This is a genomic window from Undibacterium sp. YM2, from assembly GCF_009937975.1.
Taxonomy (GTDB): domain Bacteria; phylum Pseudomonadota; class Gammaproteobacteria; order Burkholderiales; family Burkholderiaceae_D; genus Undibacterium.
In genome coordinates, this window is record NZ_AP018441.1 from 651218 (window position 1) to 668176 (window position 16959).

General features: G+C 51.6%; 15 protein-coding genes and 2 pseudogenes. 10 read left to right on the forward strand and 7 right to left on the reverse strand.

Annotated elements, in window-relative coordinates:
• From mutY to UNDYM_RS03070, 5 genes and pseudogenes are all read left to right on the forward strand, one after another.
• Positions 1-1184 (forward strand): annotated as a pseudogene (gene mutY, locus UNDYM_RS03050) (A/G-specific adenine glycosylase).
• 74 nt (positions 1185-1258) lie between these two features.
• The gene (locus UNDYM_RS03055; RefSeq protein WP_162039713.1) at positions 1259-2734 is read left to right on the forward strand and encodes an alpha/beta hydrolase; all 1476 of its coding nucleotides are present in this window, start codon (positions 1259-1261) and stop codon (positions 2732-2734) included.
• On the forward strand, positions 2731-3561 hold the full coding sequence (locus UNDYM_RS03060; RefSeq protein WP_162039714.1) for an ATP-binding cassette domain-containing protein: 831 nt from the start codon (positions 2731-2733) through the stop codon (positions 3559-3561). Before UNDYM_RS03055 ends, UNDYM_RS03060 begins: the two co-directional genes overlap by 4 nt.
• Positions 3561-4724, forward strand: coding sequence for an ABC transporter permease (locus UNDYM_RS03065; RefSeq protein WP_162039715.1), 1164 nt, complete (start codon positions 3561-3563; stop codon positions 4722-4724). Before UNDYM_RS03060 ends, UNDYM_RS03065 begins: the two co-directional genes overlap by 1 nt.
• 52 nt (positions 4725-4776) lie before the next feature.
• Positions 4777-6099, forward strand: a complete 1323-nt coding sequence (locus tag UNDYM_RS03070; RefSeq protein ID WP_162039716.1) for a tetratricopeptide repeat protein — start codon at positions 4777-4779, stop codon at positions 6097-6099.
• A 109-nt stretch (positions 6100-6208) separates the two neighbouring features.
• Here the strand turns inward: UNDYM_RS03070 and UNDYM_RS03075 are convergent, their stop codons facing one another.
• The gene (locus UNDYM_RS03075; protein ID WP_162039717.1) at positions 6209-8401 is read right to left on the reverse strand and encodes a DUF4214 domain-containing protein; all 2193 of its coding nucleotides are present in this window, start codon (positions 8399-8401) and stop codon (positions 6209-6211) included.
• 130 nt (positions 8402-8531) lie between these two features.
• Here UNDYM_RS03075 and UNDYM_RS03080 point away from each other — a divergent pair, with 130 nt between their 5' ends.
• The 3 genes from UNDYM_RS03080 (at position 8532) to UNDYM_RS03090 (ending at position 10064) form a co-directional block, all read left to right on the forward strand.
• Entirely contained in the window at positions 8532-9092 is a 561-nt protein-coding gene (locus tag UNDYM_RS03080; RefSeq protein WP_162039718.1) for a DNA-3-methyladenine glycosylase I, read from the forward strand.
• Positions 9093-9199: 107 nt separating this feature from the next.
• Positions 9200-9652, forward strand: coding sequence for a DUF4124 domain-containing protein (locus UNDYM_RS03085; RefSeq protein ID WP_162039719.1), 453 nt, complete (start codon positions 9200-9202; stop codon positions 9650-9652).
• Positions 9653-9683: 31 nt separating this feature from the next.
• A complete protein-coding gene (locus tag UNDYM_RS03090; protein ID WP_162039720.1) occupies positions 9684-10064 on the forward strand; it encodes a hypothetical protein in 381 nt (126 codons plus the stop codon).
• A gap of 63 nt (positions 10065-10127) precedes the next feature.
• Here UNDYM_RS03090 and UNDYM_RS03095 read toward each other — a convergent pair.
• The 4 genes and pseudogenes from UNDYM_RS03095 to UNDYM_RS03110 form a co-directional block, all read right to left on the reverse strand.
• Positions 10128-11008: pseudogene (locus UNDYM_RS03095) on the reverse strand (peptidase).
• 117 nt (positions 11009-11125) lie between these two features.
• Positions 11126-11932, reverse strand: coding sequence for a transglutaminase family protein (locus tag UNDYM_RS03100; RefSeq protein WP_162039721.1), 807 nt, complete (start codon positions 11930-11932; stop codon positions 11126-11128).
• Positions 11933-11942: 10 nt separating this feature from the next.
• Entirely contained in the window at positions 11943-12893 is a 951-nt protein-coding gene (locus UNDYM_RS03105; protein WP_162039722.1) for an alpha-E domain-containing protein, read from the reverse strand.
• Positions 12894-12908: 15 nt separating this feature from the next.
• Positions 12909-14339 carry a circularly permuted type 2 ATP-grasp protein gene (locus tag UNDYM_RS03110; RefSeq protein WP_162039723.1) on the reverse strand — a complete coding sequence of 477 codons (1431 nt, stop codon included), beginning with the start codon at positions 14337-14339 and terminating at the stop codon, positions 12909-12911.
• Positions 14340-14511: 172 nt separating this feature from the next.
• Between UNDYM_RS03110 and UNDYM_RS03115 the strand changes: the two genes are divergently transcribed.
• On the forward strand, positions 14512-14904 hold the full coding sequence (locus UNDYM_RS03115) for a hypothetical protein (protein ID WP_162039724.1): 393 nt from the start codon (positions 14512-14514) through the stop codon (positions 14902-14904).
• Between the two features lie 21 nt (positions 14905-14925).
• Positions 14926-15459: a hypothetical protein gene (locus UNDYM_RS03120; protein ID WP_162039725.1), complete on the forward strand. Its 534-nt coding sequence runs from the start codon at positions 14926-14928 to the stop codon at positions 15457-15459.
• A gap of 241 nt (positions 15460-15700) precedes the next feature.
• On the opposite strand, the gene panB is transcribed toward UNDYM_RS03120, so the two are convergent.
• Complete coding sequence (gene panB, locus UNDYM_RS03125) at positions 15701-16513, reverse strand: 3-methyl-2-oxobutanoate hydroxymethyltransferase (protein ID WP_162039726.1); 813 nt, start codon at positions 16511-16513, stop codon at positions 15701-15703.
• A gap of 72 nt (positions 16514-16585) precedes the next feature.
• Positions 16586-16933 carry a DMT family protein gene (locus UNDYM_RS03130; protein ID WP_162039727.1) on the reverse strand — a complete coding sequence of 116 codons (348 nt, stop codon included), beginning with the start codon at positions 16931-16933 and terminating at the stop codon, positions 16586-16588.
• Positions 16934-16959: the final 26 nt, after the last annotated feature.

The following is a 16959-nucleotide window of genomic DNA, read 5'->3' on the forward strand; positions in this document are numbered from 1 at the left end:
ATGAAGTCTACAGCATCACGCAGCAAGGCTGGCCCCGCGGGTCAGCCTCAGCTTGCTAATTCCCACGCAAGTCTATACGTCGATCACAGTTTTTCTGCAGCGCTCATCACCTGGCAAAAACAGCATGGCCGTCACGGCTTGCCCTGGCAGCAAAGCCATGAGGCTTATCGCGTCTGGCTGTCTGAAATCATGCTGCAGCAAACGCAGGTCACGGCAGTAATCCCGTATTACACACGCTTCCTGGAAACTTTTCCTACCGTGTTTGACCTGGCCGCCGCACCGGCCGGGCAAGTCATGGAGCACTGGGCTGGCCTCGGTTATTACACCCGCGCCCGCAACCTGCATCAGTGCGCCAAACAGGTGGTGGATAAATACCAGGGCAAGTTCCCGGCTGATCCCGTCTTGCTGCAAGAATTGCCAGGTATAGGCCGCTCAACGGCCGCCGCGATCACGGCATTTTCTTATGGCACGGTGGCCGCAATTCTGGATGGTAACGTCAAGCGCGTATTTGCCCGTGTGTTTGGCATAGATGGTTATCCCGGCACCAGACCCGTTGAAGACAATATGTGGCTGCGCGCCCAGGCTTTATTGCCCGCGCAAGACATAGGTGCTTATACGCAGGGCCTGATGGACCTGGGGCTACGGTATGTACGCGCAGCAGCCCCAAATGCACGCTATGCCCTTTCCAGCCACGCTGCGTGGCTTATGCGCAAGGCAGGACCGCAGAGCTGCCGGTACGCAAACCAAAAAAAGCGCAAAAAGAAAAACAAGCCATCATGCTGCTGGTGCAGGACGGGGCAGAAGTCTTGCTGGAGCGCAGGCCACTCACCGGCATCTGGGGTGGTTTGTTATCGCTGCCTGAGCTGGCGGGCATGCAGGAATATAGTGGTGAAGACGATGCCTTTTCTGTCGATGCGCAAATGACGACTGTGTGTGAGCGCGCCAGCCATTTTGGTGACATCGCCAGCATTCAGGTCTTGCCGGTTTTTGCCCATGTATTCACTCACTTCAAATTACATATCCTGCCAGTGCATGTGCAACTCAAAAAACGTCACCTGCAAGTTGCAGAGGGTGAACTTGGCTGGCATCCACTCAGTGAAGCAATGCAACTGGGTTTGCCTGCACCTATCAAGACTTTGCTCAGCAATCTTGGCACGCAATCACAACTGCCATTTACTGATTGAGTAATTCCGCTTAGACTCCTGAAGTTGCTATTAAAGTAATCAAGTCATTAAGTAAGCAGTTTCAGGAGACCACTTTGAACAAAAGACTCATGCAAAGGCTCATGTCTGGTCTGGCGCTATGCAGCGCCGTGACAGCACATGCCAATGCCGCAGCCACTACTTCACCCACCAGGGCCTGCCGCCTGCCAGAATTCCCGCAAGAAGTGCAATGCGGTCAGGTGCAAAGACCCTTGAATCCGGCGCAACCGCAAGGCAAGCAGATCGATATCCACTATGTTGTGATCCCTTCGCAGGACAGGAATAAATTGCCGGATGCCGTCTTCCTGCTGGCCGGTGGCCCAGGCCAAAGTGCCATCAGCGTCGCCAGTTGGGCGACCACCCTGATGGCACGCCTGAACCGCCGCCGTGATCTGGTGTTTGTTGATCAGCGTGGCACGGGCCGTAGTGCACCGCTGGAATGTCCTGAACTCGAAAAAGCCGAAGAAATTTTATCGCCGGAACAAAGAGTCAAAGTCACCGACGACTGCATGCGCCAGTTGCAAACCTTGCCTTATGGCGAGCTGCAATACTTTGGTACCAGCATTGCCATGCAGGACCTGGAGGCGGTACGCCTGAAGCAAGGCTATGGCCGTATCAATGTCGTCGGTGCCTCGTATGGCACGCGTGCCGGGCTTGAATACCTGCGTCAGTTCCCGCAATCGGTGCGCCGCATCGTGCTTGATGGCGTGGTGCCACCCAGCATGCGTCTGGCCAGTGCCGATGCACAAAAAGCGCTGGATGCCTTGTTCAGGGATTGCAAAAAAGAAGCCGCCTGCAATGCCAGCTACCCTGACCTGGAGAACCGCTGGAAAAAACTGCTGGCCAGCCAGCCGCAGAAAATCAGTATCACGCACCCACGCATGGGTACACCCATAAAGACCGAGATGACGCGTGACAGTTTGTTGGGCCTGGTCCATAAAACCCTGTACAGCCCCAATTCATTATCCGCTTTACCCTATGCGCTGACGCAGGCAGAGCAGGGCAATTATGCACCGCTTGTGACCATGACAGGTGCTACCAATTTGCCTGGCCCCGGTGGCATTTCTTATGGCATGCATTTCTCGGTGTGGTGTGGTGAAGCTTTTGCACAGTCGGCAAGTTTGCCTGCCAATGATGATTTTGAAAAACTCATGGCTGAACAATATACCCAGACTTGCAAAAAATGGCCGCGTAGCGAAATACCGGCAGACTTTTTCAAGGTGCCCGCCTCAGCTTCGCCTGCCCTGTTGCTGAGTGGTGGTCTTGATCCCGTCACGCCCACCAGATATGGCGATGAAGTCGCCAAGGCGCTGGGCCCGAATGCCCGTCATGTCGTCATAGAAAATACTGGTCACGGTTTGTTGGCCCAAGGCTGCATACGCGATGTAGTGCATCGTTTTTTAAATGCCAAAGAAGACAGCGAAGCCGTCAAGGTTGATACCACCTGCGTGCGCCAGATACCACGTGCACTGGCCTGGCAGGCACCTGTGCCGCCCGCTGCCAGCAAAGCGGGCAAGGAGGTCAAGCCATGATTATCGTCAATGACTTGCACAAAGAATTTGTGCGCCTCGGCAAATCCTCAGGCAATGCTTTTGTCAATGCTGCCCGCAGCCTGGGCTTGATGAAAAAAACCAGTGAAGTGGTCAAGGCTGTTGATGGCGTCAGCTTCAGCGCCAGTGACGGCTGCATCACCGGTTTGCTGGGCGCGAATGGCGCAGGCAAAACCACCACGCTGCGCATGATCGCCGCACTCTTGCAATCCGACGAAGGACAGATCACGGTCGATGGCACGGCCGTCAAGGCAGGTACTTCATCGACGCAGTCACACATGGGGGTCTTGTCAGATGCCCGTGGCCTCTACCCACGACTGACCGCAAGGGAAAATATCCATTACTATGGCTTGCTGCATGGTATGGACACTGCTCATGCAGAGCAGCGCACCAGGCAGTTGTCGCAATGGCTGGACATGGACAAATTGCTGGATCGCCGCACCGATGGTTTCAGCCAGGGTGAACGTATGAAAACTGCGCTGGCAAGAGCGCTGGTGCATGATCCCAAGAACATCATTCTGGATGAACCCACCAACGGTCTGGACGTCGTCGCTACCCGTGCATTGCGGGAATTCTTGCGCTTCTTGCGCTCGCCAGAAGGTGGTGGCAAGTGCATCATTTTCTCTACTCACATCATGCAAGAGGTAGAGCGCCTGTGCGACCAGGTTGTCATCGTTGCCCAGGGCAAGGACGTGGCGCATGGCACGGTAGAAGAATTGCTGGCGCAATCCGGTGAAGATAATTTTGAAGATGCCTTCGTCAAACTGGCATTCCTGCATCCACAAAAATCCCTGACAGGAGTGAATTGATGAAAGCCACTTTAGCTATCCTGCGCAAGGAATTGCGTGATGCCTTGCGTGACCGCCGTACCCTGCTGGTAGCCCTGATCAGTTCATTGCTGGGCGTGCCACTGATGCTCCTGATTTTCTCGGTGGTGCTGACCCAGGTTGAATCGCAGGAAGAAAAACGTACCGTGCTCGTCAAAGGTATTGAACATGCACGTGGACTGGAAAACTTCATCCTGCGTCAGGGTTATCAAATCAAGACCGCGCCTGATGATTACGCTGCCAAATCGCAAAGCAAGGAACTTGACCAGCCCGTCTTGCTGATCCCCGATGACTTTGATGAGAAGCTGGCATCAGGTGGCAAGGGTGTTCTGGAAATAGCCTTTGATACCTCGAACCGCCAGGCAGAATTTGGTGTGCGCCCCCTGCGCCGTTTGCTGGATGGCTATTCACAGGAACTGGCCACATTGGGGCTGGCCATGCGTGGCGTGTCGCTGGAATTATTGCAGCGCCTCGACATACGCGAGCGACATATCAAAAAACCGGAAGAACGCAAAGCCACCATCACCACCATGCTGCCCATGATGGTCTTGATGGCCATCGTCCTTGGTGGCATGTATGCCGCGATTGATACGACTGCTGGTGAACGCGAACGCGGCTCGCTGGAGCCACTGATGATGAACCCTGTCACTGGCTGGCAACTGACCATCGGCAAATGGAGCGCGGTCGCGATTGTTGGCATGGGCGTAGTGGTGCTGACCATTTTCAGCTTCTTTCCCTCGCAGTGGCTGATCCATAATGAAACCCTGCGCGCTGAATTCCAGTTCAACTTCAAGGATGCGATGGGCTTTTTGCTGGTCTTGTTGCCATTGGCCGCCAGCGTTGCCGCGATACAGATTGCCATTTCGCTGGATTGCAAAAGCTATAAAGAAGCCCAGGTACGCAACCAGATGGTGACCATGTTTATCCCCTTTGTATCTCTGGTACCCATCCTGTTCCCTGGCCGCGAACCCTCGTGGTTCCAGTGGGTGCCGGTGCTGTCGCAAAACCAGATGATGAACCAGGTGTTGAAAGGCGAAACCCTGAGTGTGGTCGCAGTTGGCATCGCCTTTCTGGTTTGCGCCTTGATGAGCCTGGTCAGCCTGGCGTATATTTCGCAAAAAATGCGCAGGGTGGTGATGCATTGAACATGCAGTTTTTTGGCGCACCGACCAGCAAATTGAACCGGATAAAATCATTGTGAATAAACTCAAACGCCACTTCTACTTTGCCTTTGTGATGGCTGCTGCCAGCATCAGTGCGCAGCCAGTTTTTGCTGCCGATGTGCCTGCTGAGGTAGCACCTGCCAATGCAGGCATCAGTGCTGAAAATATTCTTCGCTATCGCCAACTTGCAGAAAAAGACCCTGAGCAATATTTGCCGCAATTGGCAAAATTGCTTGGTGTGCAAGGAAGCACTTATTCCGTGGTTGGCAAGATGAAAGAGGCTCGCATACCTTATGAAGAAGCGCTGAGTATCTATCGCCAGCTATCGCAAAAATATCCTGGCCACTATTTGGCAGAACTGGCTGGTGCCCTGATCAATGTTGGTATTCCTTACGAAGCAGAACATCGCTTACAGGAAGCTCAGGCTGGATATGAAGAAGCCTTGCGCATATACCGAAAACTGGCGTTAAACAATCCAGAAATGTATCAAGTGAAAGTGGCAATTGCGTTGAACAGTTTGAGTCATAGTTATGTGGACCAAAATCGTTTTGATGATGCAGTTGCGGCCAGTGAAGGCGCTCTCACGATTCACAGGCAACTCGCGAAGAGTCAGCCGCTTCTATATACACCGTATCTCGCCGAAAACCTGACCATACTTGCTAATGTGCATTCCGACGCTGGACGCCTAAAGGAGGCGTTGGTTTTTTATGAAGAAGCTATCGCTTTATACCGCACTTTGATGAAAACCAATGGCAACCGTCATCAAATGGAAATGGTATGGGTACTGCGGAGCAGAGGATTGTTGTATCGCAAGCAAAATCGACAAAAAGAAGCCCAGTTTGATTTTGAAGAAGCGATGACCATACTCCATCAGGTGGCGGGAAAAATACCTGAGCTCTACTTGGCAATGGCACCCACCATGCTTGAATTTCTGGCTTTTCAATACGAGGCTCAACAACGTTACCAGGATGCGCGTATATCTTTTGAAGAAGTTGTACAAATTTACCGCCAGAGTGAGCAAGCTAATCCAGGCTCATTGTTTGCTCAGTTGGGGCGTTCATTATTGAATTTGGGAACGCTGTATCATCGGGAAGGTCGTTTCGATGACGCGCAACAGGCTTATGAAAAAGCGATTGCATTCTTACGCCAGGCTGCGAAAAAAAATCCTGAAACGTTTCAAGCCTATGTTGCTAATGCCATGATTAATCTGGGCATGGTTTATCGCCAGCAAAAGCAGGTGCAATCCGCCAGGCTGATGCTGGACGAGGCAATTTCAATATTGAAAGCTTTACCCGGCAAGTCGCCGCAGCACCAAGCTGATATTGACCGCGCCAACCGGGTACTGCAAGAACTATGATTATCTACTGCGCCAATTTTTTTGCATAGCTGGGGGTAATCAATAACCGCTATTGAATCGGCCATAAAAAACGCAGCATTTCTGCTGCGTTTTTTGTTGTTTGCTCAACTTACCTGGCTTGCATATTCGCCGATTTGAGCAGCTTGATATTACGCCATGGCTGCATGCTCTTGTCGCGTATTGGTGATCCATCAAGCGGTGGTGGTGCAGGGCTGAAGCCTGCGGCTGGGCAGGAACCTGTGCTCGCATAGGTCAGCGCAGCAGACAAGCGTGATTCGCTTTGATCGCCCAGATCATGGTTCAAGTCATCAGATACTTTGCACAAGGGGGAGAAACCATTTGTAAAGTCACCCTGACCTGCTGCATTGACACCGCTGAATTCAATCGCAAAATACGCGGTCTGGCAGTTGTTGGTCTGGGAGAAGCCATAGGGCTTGCCACAAGTAGTGTCACCAATCAGGATAACCTGCATGAAAGGCTTCAAACCATTGATGATGGATTCGCTGGCTGAACAAGTACCACTGCCGGTCAGAACGAATACCCTGGGCAGGTTCAGTTGCGGCAAGAAGCGGCGGCTGGTGTCAACGTCAACGAAGTTGTAGATGCTGTCTGCCGTCCATTCGGGATGTTTGTCGTTGTACTGCAACTTTTCAAACACTTTGTTGGTGGCCTTGCTGCCTGCAATCATGCTGGCCAACTCCTGCGCTATATACAGGTAGCCACCACCGTTGTAGCGCAAGTCGAGCACCAGATCGTCAACGCGCGCCGTCTGGAATTTGCGCATTGCAGTTATCAAAGGTGCTTCTGCGGTTCGGATGTGGTCAGTAAAGACCATATAGCCCACCTTCTTGCCGTTCACATTCAGTATCTGGTCTTGCAGCACTGGTGAAGTGGCGACAGTAGCCGACGTCATGTTCACCAGGCGGCTGGTCGCGGCATTGGTATCCTGCACCCTGAAACTGTGAGTTTCGGTTTTTGGTGGGTACAGGGCATTGTATTGCGCATCGTTCAGCGAGCCACTCAGATCCGTGTTATCCACACTGAGCAGGGTTGTGCCGCGCTTGAGTTGCGCAATGTCTGCAGGCGAGCCAGGCTGCACGTAACGCACACGTATCTTGCTGCCTTCACGCACCAGTGTATAACCATAGCTGACATCTTCGCCATACTGGAAGTAGTCATCAATGCTGCCCTGAACGTCAGTGAAGCTGAACCTGTCCTTGGATTTGACGATCAATGCATCAAAATAACTTGCTGCTGTGCTGTAGTTGGCAGCCGGTACATTGACGATGTCGCGGTACCACAGATAGACATCGTCAAGGTGGGCGCGCACCCAGCTTTTTTCTCCTGTGGGGGTGCAGATATTGGCCAGTTGATCAGGCGAACCATAGATGCCTGTCGTACCTGGGGAGATGAGCGTAGAGTTAATCGGGTTGCCACTGACACCGATAAGGTCGCGGGCAGCCGAGGTGGATGTGCTGGTGACTGCGGCGGCAATCGCCATGGTCTTGGTGATATTGTCATCCAGCGTCAGATAACTCAGGCCTTGTTGTACCGCAAAATAATTCGCGATATCAAGTTTGTTGTTCAGCAGAGTGGTGACCCAACCCCAGGTGGCGTCATTTGCATATTCGCGGGCCGATACCAGGATAGCCCTGACCATGCTGCCCTTGGGTGTGCCGTTTTTCAGCTGGCTGGACCAATAACTGATTTCTGCTGCATTCGGTGCAGTAGTGCCGGTACGGCCCAGTACGTTTTTATAAATGATGCGGATGAAGTCATCATTGCTCATGCTGCTGGAGTAACCCGTCAGCGCAGGTGATTGAAGAGCAACCAGGTAAAAACTTTCTGCAATTTGCGCTTCATTCATGCCTGCCTGCACCTGGTCTATCCAGTAAGCCAGGCCGTCAGCATCGGGCACGCGGTTAAAGAAGGCCACATACAGGTCGATCAGATTGTTCAGGCTGGTAACAGAGAGCGCTGCAGCCTTGTCACCTATGCGTAGATTGACGCGAAAATCACTGAATTGCAGTACATTGGTCGTCAGCGGTGCGCTGACGGGGGCCGCACCACCTACCATATCAACAATGACATAAGTGGACCCCAGTCGTGAGATCGTATAATTCTGGCGTTTGCCAGTAAAGCTCATGACATCGGCAGCAGTTGCTGCCTGTATGGCTGGTGCCGGTGACACGGTGGCTGCCTGTTTGGCATCCTGGTTGCTGCCACCTCCACAGGCTGCGAGGATCAGGCTCACTGCTGACAAGGCGAACAGGTTTTTACCGCTGGACTTAAAACGCAACATGGTGATTCCACTATCTGATGACGAACATCGATTCTAGAAGAAATGAGTAGAATGTCAATTCGAATTGAAAAATTTTGTTAAAACTTCGCTTTTCCCCACATGATATATTACTCCACATGGTTATTTACGTATGAAAACACGCTGCAATTGGGCTAACCCCTCTAACCCTCTGTACCTGGACTATCATGATCATGAATGGGGCGTGCCCTGTCATGATGAAGTGCGCCTGTTTGAAATGCTCAATCTTGAAGGCGCGCAAGCAGGACTCAGTTGGGAAACCATACTCAACAAGCGCGAAAATTATCGCCTGGCTTTTGATAATTGGGATGCCAAAAAAATCGCTGCCTATGATGATGAAAAAGTTGCCTCACTGCTGGCCAATGCCGGCATCGTCAGAAACCGTTTAAAAGTCGCTGCCGCCATCACCAATGCCAAGGCTTACCTGCGTTTGTGTGAAGAGCAGGGCAGCCTGGATGCTTATCTGTGGGCCTATGTGAATGGCAAGCCCATCGTCAATAGTGGTGAACGCATTATTACGACAGAATTGTCTGACCGCATTTCCAGGGATTTGCTCAAGCGTGGTTTCAAATTTGTTGGCTCGACGATTATCTATGCGTACATGCAGGCGATAGGTATGGTGAATGACCATGCTGTTGATTGCGCCTGGCGCAAGACCAAAGGCAAGAAGTAAATCCAGATAAAAGAGTGTCCAGTTTTGCGAGCGCTTGCCGGACGGGAGGTATTTGTGCCCTGGTACAAGCTCTGGTATCGTTCGTCATCAATTGAAAGTGTCAAAAAATGAAGCAAGCTATTCTTAAACCAGCCTTGTTCGCAACTTGCATGAGTCTGATGATTACCGTCACCGCCAATGCAGAAATCTATAAGTGGGTTGATGCAAATGGCAAGACCCATTATTCCGAGAAAAAGGATGATGCGGGCAAAGCCAAAGTTGAAGAGGTAAAAGTCAATGCCGGTGAAGGTAAGGCTTCTGCCGCACCGAGCTGGCAAGAACAGGAAATAGAATTTCGCAAACGGCAGGCAGAGAAGCAGGCAAAGCAAGCCAAAGAACCAGTGGTGAAGTCTAAAGAACCGTCGCCTTTTGTTCCCGGTAACCAGCCTGAAACCAATGAATCACGTTGTGCGATGGCTAAAGCGATTTTGAGTGGCAAGCTGGTTCATACTAACAATAACAAGACTGACGCAAACGACAAGGCAATTGCCGAGAGAGACGTGAGTACCTATTGTCGTTAGGGATTTATTCAAATAAAAACACAAAAAGCCCATGCAACTGGTTTTTCAGTTTTTGGTATGCAGTAATATTGATTCGAGAGGGAATATGGCATCATCATGGGACGGACCAGGACCGAAACGCAAACTTGAAGACATGCACCGCTATAGTTGCTATCTGTACGGCTTGGTAACAATTTTTTTTGCGCTCGGCATATTCGCCACGGGAGGCCAGTCGATTCCACATATTGCGCTGTTTATCCTTACGGCGACTTTATCTTTTGCGCATTTCAAATTGAGCGCTGCGGTTGAGCAAGACAAGACATGGAGCCGTAGTGCATCCATGGCTTTGGCCTGTCCATTACTTTTGGGTTTTCCCATCGGCACTTACATGGGCGTCACTATCCTCATCAATGCCGCCAGGTATGAGCCTTAGTAAACACTGGCCCGAGGTCTGAGTTGGATGGGGCGCGATGACCAGCCTGCAAGGCAATAATATTTATGCCTGCCTGGTATTGTTCGGCTGCTGCGCCAAAGACTGCAAAGGTGATGGTGTCGTCGTCGCAATATCCCGCAACTCCGGCGGCACGGCAACCCTCACAGGCTTGCTGTGCATATTGGTGGCTGACAAGACATTGCCCTGAACTTCCGGGCTGGCATTCCAGACTGGGTCAGCGATACTTTCAAAGACAGACTTCAACTGCTGGCCCCAGGTATTTCGTATCATCTGGAAATACTGGTTTTTCTCATCTATCGTCACGAAGTGGGTGACGGCCAGTTTATTGTTTTCATATACCAGCAAATCCAGCGGCAAACCAACAGACACGTTAGAACGCAGGGTAGAGTCCATGGAGATCAGCGCACACTTGGCTGCCTCGTCAAGTGGGGTCGCCGGGGTGACCACGCGATCGACAATGGGTTTGCCATACTTGGCTTCACCAATCTGGAAATAGGTATTTTCATTATGTGATTCTATGAAATTACCAGCAGAATAAATCTGGAACAGACGGCAACGCTCCCCTTGATCTGGCCACCAAAAATCAGGCTGACATTAAAGTCTATGCCAAACTCAGACAAGGACTTGGCGTCACGGTGATACACGGTGCGTACCGCCTCACCGAGTATTCGGGCAGCCTCATACATATTGGCCGCAGTCCAGATACTATTGCCTTTGGCATCCACATGGTCAGACACCAGTTGACGTATCGATTGTGAAATCGACAAATTACCAGCCGTCATCAGCACCATGGTACGGTCGCCAGGGTTTTCAAACACCGACATCTTGCGGAAAGTGCCTACCTGATCAACACCTGCATTAGTGCGTGAGTCGGAGAGAAACACCAGCCCGGCGTCCAGGCGCATGCCAATACAGTAAGTCATAGTGCAGAGTTTTGGTCCATAGAAACTAGAATTCTACCTGAAACCGGGGCACTGAAATACGCTTGTCACATTTGTATGTAATGCATGTAACAATCTATCAGGGCGGTATTCATGGCCTTAGCGCGGCGTTACCTGCACAGTCACACTCAGGGTTTCCAGCCCTCCACCTCGGCGCACGCCGCGTACTGGCGCTGCTGAATCATAATCACGCCCTATGGCCAGGCGGCAATAGGAATCTGTCATCAAAACGGCATGCGTGGCATCCACACTGACCCAGCCACTATAGTCGGCGTCTTCTACCCACACATCGACCCAGGCATGGCTGTCGGCATGGCCAGTGGATTCCGGGTCAATATAACCAGAAACGTAGCGGGCCGGTATGCCACGGGCATGGCAGCAGGCCAGCATGATGTGGGCATGGTCCTGGCATACGCCGCGGCCCAGCAACAGGGCATCGCTGGCACTGGTTGTGACGATGGTTGCACCAGTCTGGTACTCGACTGCACCACGTATGTGCGTTGCCAGATTAAGCAGTGCAGCCGTGCTGGTCTGGCCGCTGTCTGGCAAGTGCTTCTGCGCAAAGTCCATGATGGCTGGCACGGGTTCTGTCAGCCGTGTCGGCACGGTAAATACCAGTGGCGAAAAGGTGTCAGGGTCGGTGATGCGGCCTTGATAAGGTGTTGTCAGTTCGACTATTCCTTCGGCGATGATGGCAAGCTCGTGATGCTGACCCGTAATGGTCAGGGTATGTGCCTGATTGCCATAGGCGTCGATATAGGCATGCCTTTGTCCGGAACTCTTGATCTGCCAGGAAATCGCATGCTGGTGCAGCTCGGCACGCGGTGTCAGGCGCAATTGCTGTATGGTGTAGGTCACCGGGGCCGAATAACGGTAGATGGTCTCGTGACGTATAAAAAGTTGCATGATTTTTTTCTCAAGCCGCCAGCGGCACCAGGAAATCGCGGCTGACGCGGTTACCCAGATCGAAAATGTTTTCCAGGAAACGCGTCAGATTGTCATGCAAACCTTCTGCCAATATCTCTTCGATGCGGGCAAATTGCAATTCTGCATGCAGCTTACCAGCAAAACGCTCAGTGTCTGCTGATACATCATTACGCACTTCCTTGAGGTTGGCGACTACCTCATCCATGCAGGCCAGCAGAGAGCGCGGCATGTCACCACGCAGCATCAGCAATTCTGCCACCCGCTCAGGCGTAATCACATCCCGATAGACCTTGCGGTAAATTTCAAAACCGGAGACTGAACGCAGCAGCGCTGCCCAATAATAGAAATCCCTTTGCAGGCTGTCATTGCCGCGCCCGCTTTCCTTGGCACCGTGAAACTTCACATCCAGTATGCGTGCGGTATTATCGGCACGTTCTATGAAAGTACCCAGGCGTATGAAATGTACGGCCTCATCCTTGAGCATGGTGCCCAGCGTTACGCCACGTGACAGATGCGAGCGATACTTGACCCATTCAAAAAACTGGCTGGGGTCGTTTTCCAGTATCGTGTCCGACAGCCTGTCCTGCATATCCAGCCAGGTCGCATTCTGGGTTTCCCATACCTCGGTCGTCAGCGTACCGCGCACGGCGCGGGCATTCTCACGCGCCTCCTTCAGGCAGGAGGCTATCGACGACGGGTTCATCGGGTCCCTGACCATGAAGTCCAGCACATCCTTCTTCGTCAGTAAACCATATTGATGGTCAAAAGCAGACTGTAATTCAGAGATGCCCAGCATGGCACGCCAGCCGCGCTCAGCATCTTCGGCAGACTGTGGCAACATCGAAGTCTGGATATTCACATCCAGCATACGTGCAGTATTTTCTGCGCGCTCGGTATAGCGCGCCATCCAGAACAAATGATCAGCGGTACGGCTTAGCATGGTATTTCTCCTGATTTAATTTTCTAATATCCAGGTATCTTTGGTCCCGCCACCCTGTGAAGAATTCACCACCAGCGAACCTTCCTGCAAGGCCACCCGCGTCAAGCCGCCAGGCACCATGGAGATGGTTTTGCCAGACAAGACAAAGGGGCGCAAATCTATATGGCGCGGGGCGATGCCGCTTTCAACAAAGGTAGGGCAGGCCGACAATGCCAGGGTAGGCTGGGCTATATAACCATCAGGCCTGGCCAGCAAGCGCTGACGAAAATCTTCTATCTGTGCCTTGGTTGAAGCCGGGCCCACCAGCATGCCGTAACCACCGGCACCATGTACTTCCTTGACCACCAGATCGCCCAGATTTGCCAGGGTATAAGACAGATCTTCTGGTTTGCGGCACTGGTAAGTTGGCACGTTATTCAAGATCGGTTCTTCCGTCAGGTAAAACCTGACCATGTCCGGCACGAATGGGTAAATCGATTTATCATCCGCGACGCCCGTGCCTATCGCATTCGCCAGCGTTACGCGGCCAGCACGATACACCGACAGCAAGCCCGGCACACCCAAAGAAGAATCAGGCCGGAAAGCCAGCGGATCAAGAAAATCATCATCAATACGGCGGTAAATCACATCCACCCGCTTTGGCCCACGCGTGGTGCGCATGAAGACTGCATTGTCATTGACAAACAAATCCTTGCCTTCTACCAGCTCAACACCCATCTGCTGAGCCAGGAAGGCATGTTCGAAATAAGCCGAGTTATACATGCCCGGCGTCATGACCACCACGGTAGGGTTATCCACACCCATGGGCGCGACAGAGCGCAGGTTATCCAGCAACATGTCAGGATAATGATCAACCGGCGCAATCTTGTTACGTGCAAACAGCTCAGGAAAAAGCCGCATCATCATCTTGCGGTCTTCCAGCATGTAAGACACGCCAGACGGCACCCGCAAATTGTCTTCCAGTACGTAGAATTCACCCTCGCCAGCGCGCACAATATCCACACCCGCAATATGGGCATAAATGTCAGAAGCAACCGAAATACCCTGCATTTCAGGGCGATATTGGGCATTTTTATAGATTTGCTCGGCCGGGATGATGCCCGCCTTGATGATATTCTGGTCGTGATAAATATCATGGATAAACATGTTCAGCGCCTGCACCCGTTGCGCCAGGCCCTTTTGCAGCTGCGCCCATTCACCCGCATGAATAATGCGCGGGATAATGTCAAACGGGATCAGCCGCTCAGTACCCGCATCGTCGCCATACACCGCAAAGGTAATGCCCACCCGCCGAAAACTCAGGTCAGCCTCGGCCCGCTTGCGCTTCAAGCGTTCGGCAGGCTGCTGTGCCAGCCAGTTGCAAAACTCACGGTAATGTTCCCGCGTCAATTCTCCGCCCGGTGCAGCCGCATCATAGGCATGCATTTCATTGAAAAACTTGGCCATGTTCTAGTCTCGTGGTTACGGTTCCAATACAGCATATCAAGAAACGTGCCAGATCACATTGTGGTTAGCCGTAGCGTGGTTTTTTTGCTGCTATCAGTCGATCAGGCAAACAAGAGTGGCTGAACTGACGATAGTACAATGTACATTTTCATCAAGGCTCAACTGAAAAAGCATGGGAACATACATAAGCGTCAGAGGCTGGGTAGCGTGCCGTGAAGAGTCCATTCCACAGATCAAGGCAGTAATTTCATCCTTCATTGATAAAGCCGGAGACTATGGATTCGATGCTTCAAGAGCAGAAATGTATAATCAGGGCTGGGTAATTCCAGACACGCACATCAATTGGACTCATTACATATTTTACGGTGCTGACATACGAATCCAGCGTCTCAGCTACATAAAAGAACAGCTAAAAACACTCTCAAAAGAAATCACTCATTCAGAAGACTGGACAACCGACTATCTGACAGGAATATTTCACGCAGACCATGAAGATGGGATTGAGGGCTATATATGGAAATTATCCGATGGTGAATTTTACGAAGAAACAAAAAATGATAAATAGTGCCATCGCGCCATTTTGAACATGACCCGTAATCTCAAGGAAATGCTGATCCCTGGTGCACTCCTGCCTGCACAGATATTTCACCACAGCTTCAACAGATATTTGTTCTTTGATATAGATATCTGCACTTCCTGTGAATTAATGCATACGGTACAAAAATTGGTACGTGCGGGTTTTGGGCTTGAGGGGGGAGTGGAGGTGTATTCTGCTTCAGAGTATGAGAGCCTGAATATGTTTCGTGTTGCTGATGACTGGGTGCAAGCTATCACGAGCTGCGAAAAATACTTAAGAAATGCCGGAGACTATGGCGGACTAATTTTGCTGGATACCAGCAAACAGTGGGCTTTGTTTCAGCCCCGTCCTGTCGATATGGGGATATTCGCCTTTAATAGCCAGGTGGAATTTGAAAAATTTGTGCCTGACATATACGACTACTTTTTTTCTTGCGCAGATATAAAAAATTGGATTTCACGGAAGACGGAACATGATGTCGCTTTGGTAGAGACAGTAGGGTATGAGGTTTTGAGCGCACTCAATAAAAATTATTGTGTTTAACTTTATCCAATGGCAATGATTTATCTTGGTATTGCACGGCTTGTATTCTCTGGCAATCAAATTATCTATGCCATTAGTTTTGCCTATATTTTTCGATAGTGATGATTGCTTGGTCTTGTGCAAGAGATGGTGCGTTGTAACGCACCCTACTGATTGGGGCGCTGGACGACAGGATAGATGGCTTTGGCAGTTGCCCCTTCAAGGGGCGCTGCCAAAGTCAAATGACAAACCAAAAACCAAATTAGAAACTATGCTCCAGCGCAGGGAAAGATTTGTCTTTCACTGCCGCGACATACGCCTGTACCGCCGCATCAATACTGGTCTGGCCTTCCATGAAGTTTTTCACGAAGCGGGCTTTGCGACCTGGGAATACGCCCAGCAAATCGTGCATGACGAGTACCTGGCCTGAGCAATCAACGCCTGCGCCTATGCCTATTGTGGGGATATGCAGGGAATCTGTGACTTCTTTGCCGAGGCTGGCGGGTATCGCTTCCAGCACCAGCATCGTTGCACCGGCTTCCTGTACGGCCAGCGCTTCGGCTTTGAGCAGATTGGCGGAGGCATCGGTCTTGCCTTGCACCTTGTAGCCACCTAACTGATGTACGGATTGCGGTGTCAGGCCCAGGTGGGCGCAGACAGGGATCGCGCGTTCGGTCAGGAACTTGATGGTCGGTGCCAGCCAGTGGCCGCCTTCGAGCTTGACCATCTGTGCGCCCGCCTGCATCAGTTGCACGGCGTTGTTGAAAGCGGCTTCCGGTGTCGCATACGTGCCAAAGGGCATGTCGGCCACGACCAGTGCCTTCTGGTTACCGCGTGCTACTGCCGCAGTGTGATAGGCCACATCATGCAATGTCACTGGCAGGGTGGAGTCATGTCCCTGGCATACCATGCCGAGGGAGTCACCGATGAGTAAAATCTCTACGCCGCAACGGTCCATGAGGGAAGCGAAGCTGGCATCGTAGGCGGTGAGCATGGTGATTTTTTCACCTTTCTCACGCATCGCGATCAAGCCAGGAATGCTTACTGCTTTACGGTCTTGCAAATATTCAGCCATTCTTTTTCTCCAAAGGTGATGCTGTCATCTGATTTTTATTTGACAGCGGTTTTGTCTCCACCTTACATCCTCTCAAGATCTAAAAATAAAATAGACCGCTCCCACCAGGCACAAACCCGCCCACACATAATCAAGCTTGAATGGCTGGCCCATATAAAACATGGCAAAGGGCACGAAGACGATCAGGGTCAGGGCTTCCTGCAATATCTTCAGCTGTGCCAGGCTGTACGCAGTGTAGCCTATTCTGTTGGCAGGCACTTGCAGCAGGTATTCGAACAGGGCGATGCCCCAGCTGATAAAGGCGGCTACCCACCAGGCTTTGCTGGACAGGCTTTTCAGATGGCCATACCAGGCTACCGTCATGAAGATATTGGAGAGTATTAACAAACCTGTGGTTTGCACAATGATGGGGATTTGCATGGGGCCTCGCTTATCGCCTGGTCAGG

Coding starts and splice junctions, on each gene's coding strand:
- UNDYM_RS03065 (WP_162039715.1), top strand. CDS start 3,561: ATGAAAGCCACTTTAGCTATCCTGCGCAAGGAATTGCGTGATGCCTTG.
- UNDYM_RS03090 (WP_162039720.1), top strand. CDS start 9,684: ATGCAACTGGTTTTTCAGTTTTTGGTATGCAGTAATATTGATTCGAGA.
- UNDYM_RS03075 (WP_162039717.1), bottom strand. CDS start 8,401: ATGTTGCGTTTTAAGTCCAGCGGTAAAAACCTGTTCGCCTTGTCAGCA.
- UNDYM_RS03085 (WP_162039719.1), top strand. CDS start 9,200: ATGAAGCAAGCTATTCTTAAACCAGCCTTGTTCGCAACTTGCATGAGT.
- UNDYM_RS03130 (WP_162039727.1), bottom strand. CDS start 16,933: ATGCAAATCCCCATCATTGTGCAAACCACAGGTTTGTTAATACTCTCC.
- UNDYM_RS03120 (WP_162039725.1), top strand. CDS start 14,926: ATGACCCGTAATCTCAAGGAAATGCTGATCCCTGGTGCACTCCTGCCT.
- UNDYM_RS03100 (WP_162039721.1), bottom strand. CDS start 11,932: ATGCAACTTTTTATACGTCACGAGACCATCTACCGTTATTCGGCCCCG.
- UNDYM_RS03110 (WP_162039723.1), bottom strand. CDS start 14,339: ATGGCCAAGTTTTTCAATGAAATGCATGCCTATGATGCGGCTGCACCG.
- panB (WP_162039726.1), bottom strand. CDS start 16,513: ATGGCTGAATATTTGCAAGACCGTAAAGCAGTAAGCATTCCTGGCTTG.
- UNDYM_RS03115 (WP_162039724.1), top strand. CDS start 14,512: ATGGGAACATACATAAGCGTCAGAGGCTGGGTAGCGTGCCGTGAAGAG.
- UNDYM_RS03105 (WP_162039722.1), bottom strand. CDS start 12,893: ATGCTAAGCCGTACCGCTGATCATTTGTTCTGGATGGCGCGCTATACC.
- UNDYM_RS03080 (WP_162039718.1), top strand. CDS start 8,532: ATGAAAACACGCTGCAATTGGGCTAACCCCTCTAACCCTCTGTACCTG.
- UNDYM_RS03060 (WP_162039714.1), top strand. CDS start 2,731: ATGATTATCGTCAATGACTTGCACAAAGAATTTGTGCGCCTCGGCAAA.